At 24.5% G+C, this 7,969-nt stretch carries 7 protein-coding genes; all 7 read right to left on the bottom strand.

What is annotated here, in order from left to right; genetic code table 11:
• Positions 1–567: 567 nt before the first annotated feature.
• The 7 genes from AACP42_RS02870 to AACP42_RS02840 all read right to left on the bottom strand — a co-directional run bounded on the left by AACP42_RS02870 (position 568) and on the right by AACP42_RS02840 (position 7,496).
• Positions 568–1,242, bottom strand: a complete 675-nt coding sequence (locus tag AACP42_RS02870; RefSeq protein ID WP_212775579.1) for a hypothetical protein — start codon at positions 1,240–1,242, stop codon at positions 568–570.
• Complete coding sequence (locus tag AACP42_RS02865; protein ID WP_212775580.1) at positions 1,223–2,287, bottom strand: hypothetical protein; 1,065 nt, start codon at positions 2,285–2,287, stop codon at positions 1,223–1,225. The genes AACP42_RS02870 and AACP42_RS02865 overlap by 20 nt, the downstream gene beginning before the upstream one ends.
• A gap of 409 nt (positions 2,288–2,696) precedes the next feature.
• Positions 2,697–2,972 carry a hypothetical protein gene (locus AACP42_RS02860; RefSeq protein WP_212775581.1) on the bottom strand — a complete coding sequence of 92 codons (276 nt, stop codon included), beginning with the start codon at positions 2,970–2,972 and terminating at the stop codon, positions 2,697–2,699.
• A gap of 460 nt (positions 2,973–3,432) precedes the next feature.
• The gene (locus AACP42_RS02855; protein WP_212775582.1) at positions 3,433–4,989 is read right to left on the bottom strand and encodes an HsdM family class I SAM-dependent methyltransferase; all 1,557 of its coding nucleotides are present in this window, start codon (positions 4,987–4,989) and stop codon (positions 3,433–3,435) included.
• A 328-nt stretch (positions 4,990–5,317) separates the two neighbouring features.
• Positions 5,318–6,463, bottom strand: coding sequence for a hypothetical protein (locus AACP42_RS02850; RefSeq protein ID WP_339332568.1), 1,146 nt, complete (start codon positions 6,461–6,463; stop codon positions 5,318–5,320).
• A 273-nt stretch (positions 6,464–6,736) separates the two neighbouring features.
• Entirely contained in the window at positions 6,737–7,012 is a 276-nt protein-coding gene (locus tag AACP42_RS02845) for a hypothetical protein (protein ID WP_249402823.1), read from the bottom strand.
• 1 nt (position 7,013) lies between these two features.
• Positions 7,014–7,496, bottom strand: a complete 483-nt coding sequence (locus tag AACP42_RS02840) for a Panacea domain-containing protein (protein WP_249402824.1) — start codon at positions 7,494–7,496, stop codon at positions 7,014–7,016.
• Between the last annotated feature and the right edge of the window lie 473 nt (positions 7,497–7,969).

The raw sequence follows: 7,969 nt of genomic DNA, 5'->3' as shown, positions 1-7,969 counted from the left end.
CTTTTTTTTCCAAATATTTAGTTTGCTTATTTTAAAAATGTCTTTCGGTAAATAGCAAATCTGATAAATATGTCTTTTATTTGTTTGTTCTTCGTTTTTATGATATGGAATAGTAATTATAAAAGAATTATTTTGGTTAATAAACTTTGTGATTTGTTATTTTAACTCCTTAATAAATTTTATTATTATTGTTCATAAACAAAAGAAAAACTGAAAGCATAAGGGTTCATTTGAATATAAAAAAAAGACCTTCAATTTTGAAGGTCTTATAATATAAAAATAAAATTTAAAATTATAGAATTATTTACAATTTTTTTCTAAAACTATATTTATTTTTTATTTCTAATTCTTTTTTATCTTTAAAAGAATATTTTTTATTAAATTGTTATTTCTTTTTTTAATTAAAATTTGAATATAAAAAAACCTTCAAATTAAAGGCATTAATTATATTTATTTTATCATAATTATTTTTTTGACAATTAAATTAAATTTAGCAAATAATATTAATAAAAACCAAATTCAATTAAATTAGTTTAACATTTTTGTTTTTTTATTTCAAACTTATTTTTAATTTAAAAAGTTTTTGTTTTTTATTTGTGAATAAAATTGATCCAAAAAAAATTGTAGTTCGTTGGAACTCAGAACTTTAAGATTTTGTTGATTTGCTACTTTTTTTAATTCTTTCATTTTATATTCACTATAATAATCGCCATCACAAATGAATAAAATCATTATATTTTTATTATATTTTTGGGTGTCAGTTTTGGCTTTTTCAATAGATATTTTTACATCATTTTTTTGATTATCTTGCGAGCCGCCAGATTCTTTGGTATATTTGTGAAAAACATAAAAAATAATTTCTAAATCTTTATATTTAAAAGAAAAATCAATTGACTTACCTTTTGATGAGATATACTGATTTATTTCTTTTTTTTGAACTATTTCTTGTTTTTTTATAAAAATACTTTTAGGTTTACACACTTCGGATATATTATTTATATCATTTTTTAAAAATTCAGCAAATACTTTTTCATAAAAGTTTTGTTTTAAAGGTTCTAAAATAAACCAAGCTTTTAAAAAATTATTATGTTTAATTGATGTTTCTACTTCTTCTTGAATAAAATTAAATTTTTCACAAAATTTTTTAATTTTATTTAAAGTTTTTTTATCTTTAATATTGAAATTTTCCAAATTTTGTTTTAATTGTTCTTTATATTTTGTTTTATAATTTATCTTTTTCATAAATACTATCCTCATTTATATTATTACAACAATCAATAAAAGCCTTTGTTAAAATATTTCTAGCTAAATGAAAATCTAACCTACGTCTACGTTGATTATCTTTGTTATTTCCTTTGAATGGAGACAACAAAACATCCTTAGTTTGTGTTCTAAATGTATTTAAAATTTGATTTGCGTTAATAATTATTTTTTCAATTTTTGAATCATCTAAATATTTAAATTCTTCACTGTTAACTATAGTAATCGCACGAGACGAAGTTTTTATATTTGAAATATTATATTTTAATTTATTTTTATGAATGAATTTAATTTTTTTTTCAGGATTTGTGGAATCTACACCCAACAACGCAATAAATCCATTAACATCGTTAAATCGTAATTTTTTTAAAAACTCACTTTTTTCTTTAACAAAAATTTTTAATTTTTTTAATTCTTGTAAAGAACCAATTTTATCGTCATTTTTATAAATAATTTGTTTTTCTAATTTGGTGCCATTAAAACAAACAATACAAATAGGTACGGTAGTATCTTCAAAAGGATTGGGTTCAATGATAATAATTCTGTTAACATTGGTTTTATCAAATTTTGAATTAATAAAAGTTTCTGGGACAATTGCAAAACCTGGTTGATTTGTGGATATCATCTTACTTAAAGCTAATAAATAAAGATCAGCAAAATTAGATGTTTTAAAATAGTCTTTATAAGTTTGTGTATATTTTTTACGATAACAACTATTCTTTGCTAAATACGGAGGATTTGTTGATATAAAATATTTATGTTTTTTTTCATAAGGTATATTTTTTAAAGAATCATTCATTTTATATTTAACAAATTTCTTATCAATGTCATACCCTATAAAATTTAAATTATTAATTTTATTTTTAAAATAATATTTTAAAAAATTTAAAATATCCCCTTCGCCAGCGAAGGGATCTAAGATAATATGATTTTCTTTTAAATTATCAAAAATAAATTCTTCTAATGGTTTTGTGAACCAATTTTGTTTTTTAGTAAAAAATTGACCGAATTGAATTTTATTTGTCATTTGAAAAACCTATCTTTCTTTTTTTAATTGTTTTTTTCCAATAAAAATAACTAACAATAACACAAGAAGAATTTTTTTTTAATTCATTATTATAAGTATAATAATTTAAGTATTGTATTTTATTGTGATTTAGTTCATATTTACATATTTATTTTATTTCTATTCTTTTTCATTATATATTTTAACACATTTTTTATGATTATTATTTTTTTAGAGTTGATTTAGTGTTATTTTATAATTTGTTTGGAATTATTTTTCATTTATTTTAACTCCTAGTTTTTTTGATTAATAATAAGTTTCTGTTTTATTAACATAACTTTATTTTTTTAAGCCTTGATTGTTAAAAAAACTGTTTTATCGGGTTTTATTAAAAAAACAACAATAAATTCTTTTTAAGAAGGTTTATTGTTTAAAGTTCATTCACAATCTTTTCTAATTCTTTTTTAAAGACGTTTACTTGTTTCTCTAAAGGTTTTATTTTTTGGGATATTTTTTTATATTTTTCGTTAAGAGCTTTTAATGTTAGTGTTGAATAAGGAATTTTAGTTGCTAAAAATTTTTCTAATTTGATAGATCGACGATTAGTTGTCCCTAAACTTTGTCCTTCAAAATAAGATTTCATTTGAGAAGAAGTAAGGATAGCTGTTAAAAAATCTAAGTCTAAATTTTTAAACTGATCTTTCAATTTAAAACAACAAAAAGTATTTGAATAAATAGCTCCTTTTAAATGAGAAGGAATTTTGCCAAAAGCACCATTACGAGCATCAATTTGAGAATAACAAAATTGTTCGTCTGTAATGATATTGCGGTTAGATTTTATATTTTTTCCTTTGATAAAGATATTTCCTTGGGATTTTTTTTGCCATCTCGGAATAATTCCTTGACCGTTGCTTTGAACTGTTATTTGGAAATATTTTTTTTCAGGATCTAAATTAATTTTAGTTCTCGAAAAAGTAAAAAGATCACTTAATAAAAGACCTTCTTTTTGAATTATTTGGGGTTTAAATGAAAAATCATTGGTAGCTATTTCATCATAATTAAACTTTTTATAATTGGGATGATGAGGATTTTTTAAATAATCAGATAAATCATTTTTTTCTATGGGTGTTTTGTTTTTATCTAAAGTAAAACCAACATTTTGAATATCAATAAATTCTAAATTCCCTTTTTTGACCTTTATATTCTAAATAAAGAATACATGTTTTAACATTTGTATATGGTTCAAATACTCCTTGGGGCAAAGAAAAGATTTTAACATCATATTGTTCAATAATATATTTTCTGGTTTCTTTGAAAGATTTATGAAAAATAAATTGTTCAGGAACAATAATACATGCTCGCGGAGAGGAATTTTTCTTTAATGAGTCTAGACAATGTTGAACACAAATAGCATTACCATTCTCACTAAAAACATCATATAAAGCATGAACATTGTTTTTGTAGCGATTAATGGAAAGATTAAAAGGAATATTAGTCATGACAATATCATAATGGGCTGTTCTTTTATTAATTAATGAACCATCTTGTTGTTGGGTAATATTGGCATGTCCGTCGCCTACTAAAATCATATTCATCTTCGCTACATAAGCAATATTATTAATATCAGTTCCGTAAATAGAATCTTTTTTCAGTATTTTTAATTGTTCATCATCTTGAGGATCAATTTGTTTTTTGATATATTCAAAAGCATTAATTAAAATGCCGCCTGAACCACAAAAAGGGTCATATATTTTTTCTCCTGGTTTGGGTTCAGTTAAATCACACATAAAACGAATAATATTACGAGGAGTAAAATATTGTGCTAAATCATCACTAGTACCGCGATATCCTAAAAAAAATTCAAAGGCATTTCCTTTAACATCTAAAGAAGTATTTTTAAAATCAATTTGATTCAATCTAGTAATAATTTCACTGACTACATGATAATGATATTCAGGGTTTAATTTTAAAGCTTCTCCGTATTTACCCATTTTATATTTTTGATTTAAATCTTTTAAATGGCCATTTATGATGTGAATTTTTTGTTTATCATCATGACTGTTGACAATAGAATTCCAACTAGTATGAGGTTCTTTTTCTTCAATTAATCGTAGAAATAAAATTTTACAAAATTCGGTAAATCTTTCATCGCCTTTTCTTAAACCTGTAGTCCAAAGTAAATCTTCTATATTCTTTAGTTCTTTAATAAAACTATTTTCTGAATGGATTTTTTTACCAAAATTAAAATCAATTTTATAATTATTAATAAATTCCTTTAAAGTTTTTTTATTAACAAAATCTTTTAAAGGAGTATTACCATATTTCAATTCTTGGTTATAAGTGAGGTGTTTAGAAAATAAACGGTATCCATCAAAAGTAAAAATAATTTTAACATTTAAATTTTTAGCATAAGCTTCTGCTTGTTTTTCTGCTAATTTTAAATTTGAGTTTGGTTTTTTAGTTTCAATAATAGCGATAGGAGTGTTGTTATCATAAATAATAAAATCTGGTTTGTGATTTTTTAATTTTTTAAATTCTTCATGAGATTTGGGTTTTTGGGTAAAAACATCTTGATTAGGATTATTCATTTCTGTAATATATCCTAATAATTCTAATTTTTTGAAAACTTTATTTTCTATAGCGCGTTCAGTAATATTTGAATAAAAAGATAACATTTTTTTACCCTTCTTTCTTCTTAAAAATTGCATCATAGTTTGGTTCAATTTTAACTTATAACTCCTTATTTTTATTTATCCCTCAGTTGGTGTGATTTCATAGAGGGAGTTTAGTTTAGAAATAATTTAATTTTTGCATCATTAACACCAATTATCTTAATATTTTTTTGATTTTAACAAAAAACCCCCAAAATGAAAAAAGACCTTCATTATAAGGTCTTAATACCAATTAATATTTATTCCTTGAGGTTTTTTGGGTGGTGGTGTAGTATCTAAAAAATGGTAATATGTGCGAGCGCATTCATTGCCGTCAATATACCAATTATCAAAGAAAAATCCCTCAACATATTGATAATAATGGGTGTTACCATTTTCATCATAAATGGTTTGGCAAAAAACGTCCAAATTTATCTCGGACTTCGTCGCCTGTATAATAACTGCCAGGTTTAATGTAACATTGCCTTAACCAATTAATATATTCAGAACTATAATTATTGAAAATACGCAATTTTACTTTTTCATCTTTACAAGAAATAATAAATTTTTCCTTTTCGGTTTCAAAAATATTTTTAAGTTGGAGAAGTTCACACGATATAGTCTCTTTTCTATTTGTAAATGCTGACAATACCACTTTCATGCTATCAGTTTGGCGTATAAATTCACCTTCATAATCAAATAAATTATTATCTCTTTTCCATGTTCGAATGGCTTGGTAAGGATCAATAGCATCAGGTAATTCGATGCTTTTAATTCTTTTTTGGGTGCTAAAAGTGAAAAGATAAACATTTTTAGCACCATTTGATAATTTCAGCAAATCTTCAATGGTATAAGTTAGTTGGGGGAGGAGGCGGATTCCATCATCGAAATAAATAGCCTCAAATTCAAAACTTAGAAATCCACCTAAAGGGAAAGGAACAACCAAACCAGTGTTAGGAGTGGGGTTATAAAAACCTAATTTAATTAGTTTGGGTTTTTGGATGATTTTCTGTTGGATTAAGTAATTATTAATCGCTTCTTCTTTACTTTGATCAACAAAGAGATTGATGTTGATTAATTGCACATTGCACTTTTCTTCCTGAGTTTTTTGTTGAGCATCCCAAAATACGAAAGCTTCTTCGATAGCGATTTCGTATTTTAAGAGATCTTCTAAAGTGTATTTATTATCAAAAGAAGGATATTTAATATTAAAGGGATTAGAGCGGGGTTTAAAATAGACACCCATGAGTCCTTCTGGCGGATCTTTTAGGAACCACCAGAAGTAAGTATTGGCATAAGGATTGTAGGTAGGTTTTAGCAAATCACGATTATCAATTTCAATGTTGAAATATTTTAGGATTTCAGGGATACTTTCTTTGGATAAAACAGGAATGTCATATCTTTTCATTTTGGGTTGGGTCGCTAACCATTCTTGTTGGAGGGTTTGGTAATCCGCTAATTTAATTTTGGTTTCGTTTTGATTATGAAAAAAAGAAGAATGAGCATTGATGGAAAGGACAAAATTGAAATTAATAATTAATAACATAATTATTAATTTTTTAGATACAGGGAATTTTAATTACTTTAGACATTATTTAATAACCTCCTAATTCTTTTTTAATTTTTTTTGCCTGACAAATGGTAAAAAGGGATAAAAAAAAGACTCTCATAGAGAGAGTCTATTAAAATTTAATTGTATTTTGAATTTTATATTAATGCAATAATTTATTTTTTCTTTGTATTTCCTTTATGGTTTGGATCATAGGCGATAATAACAAAATATTTACCAACAGTTATACCATAAACGCGTTCTTGCAAATTAAGAGATATTTGAAAAAATAGGTTCATCTTCAGAAAGGTTAACGGCACGAGCAAACCCTTTTCGAGAAAGGGTTCTAGGTTGGACTACATGATATCTAGGACCTTTATTATGCGATTTTTTGATTTGATGCCATGTATACTCAATATATTTATTTAAAGGTGCGATAACTTTTTCTAAAACTTCTTTAAAACCTTTTATTGTTTTAAAACTTGAAATATCTGTTAAATTTTGATCGAATCGATAACGAAAAAGATTATTAACTGTTTGTTCCATATTAACAAATGTGTTTAGTGTTTTTAGAAAAATATTCTAAAATATCTTTGTTTTTAATAATGTTTTTAGACCAATCGGAATTGATATAATATGTATTTTCCCATGGGTCTTCTTCGTGAGTTTGTTGAGATAAAAAATTGGCTTCTTTGTTGCCGTATAATGAAATAATATCATCAAGGATTTGTTTTTGAGCGGCATTTATTTTAGTTGCATCTCCCATTGATAAAGAATCGGGATTTAACGGTTTATAAGTAAATTCTTTTAGTTGTGCGCACAATTCAGGAAAAACAGGACCATAAATCCAAGCTTGAATTTGTTCTTTTACAAGAGGTTTTTTAGTTTGCACTAAATGTTTTGCGTGAGCGTAATAAATCATTTTATTTAGTTTCATTTTAGTAGTTGGATGAGGATTATTTTCAACAATGTAAAGTGCAACATCAAAAACGTTAATTTGGTTTTTGTTGGGGATGATGGATGTTTTCATATTTATTCCCTTCCTATTTTTTATATTGTATATTTTAACATATTTTTTGATGATTTTTAATTGTTTAATTAATTTTTTTGGTTTTTGATTATTCTTTTTTTTTGATTTGCTCCTTCTTTTTTTGGTTTTTTGCTCTTTTTGTTTGATTTGGATGAATTTGGGTATAAAAAAAAGACTCTTGTTTAAAGAAGTCTTGTTATTTGGATAAGTAAGTATGTTTAAATAAAAAAACCCTTTTGGAAAGGGTTTTTTTATAAAAAAGATAATTTTTATGTTGATAATATTTTTAGTTATTTTTATCAGTAACAATCCTAAACTTATCAAAAAAAAAGAATGATAAAAGATGTAATTTATTTTTTACTTGCATCATTTTAACTTATAACTCCTTATTTTTATTTATCCCTCAGTTGGTGTGATTTCATAGAGGGAGTTGAGGGATTGTAAGATTTGATTTCTATATTCTGTTTCGGGAA

The organism is Hydrangea phyllody phytoplasma, from assembly GCF_036985185.1.
GTDB classification, from domain to species: domain Bacteria; phylum Bacillota_I; class Bacilli_A; order Acholeplasmatales; family Acholeplasmataceae; genus Phytoplasma; species Phytoplasma asteris.
The sequence above is the reverse complement of the archived record's forward strand: the minus strand, read 5'-3'. Positions and strand labels throughout refer to the sequence as shown.

Excerpts from the sequence above, each read along its gene's own strand:
- AACP42_RS02850 (WP_339332568.1), bottom strand. The coding sequence starts at position 6,463 with ATGTTATTAATTATTAATTTCAATTTTGTCCTTTCCATCAATGCTCAT.
- AACP42_RS02865 (WP_212775580.1), bottom strand. The coding sequence starts at position 2,287 with ATGACAAATAAAATTCAATTCGGTCAATTTTTTACTAAAAAACAAAAT.
- AACP42_RS02870 (WP_212775579.1), bottom strand. The coding sequence starts at position 1,242 with ATGAAAAAGATAAATTATAAAACAAAATATAAAGAACAATTAAAACAA.
- AACP42_RS02845 (WP_249402823.1), bottom strand. The coding sequence starts at position 7,012 with ATGGAACAAACAGTTAATAATCTTTTTCGTTATCGATTCGATCAAAAT.
- AACP42_RS02840 (WP_249402824.1), bottom strand. The coding sequence starts at position 7,496 with ATGAAAACATCCATCATCCCCAACAAAAACCAAATTAACGTTTTTGAT.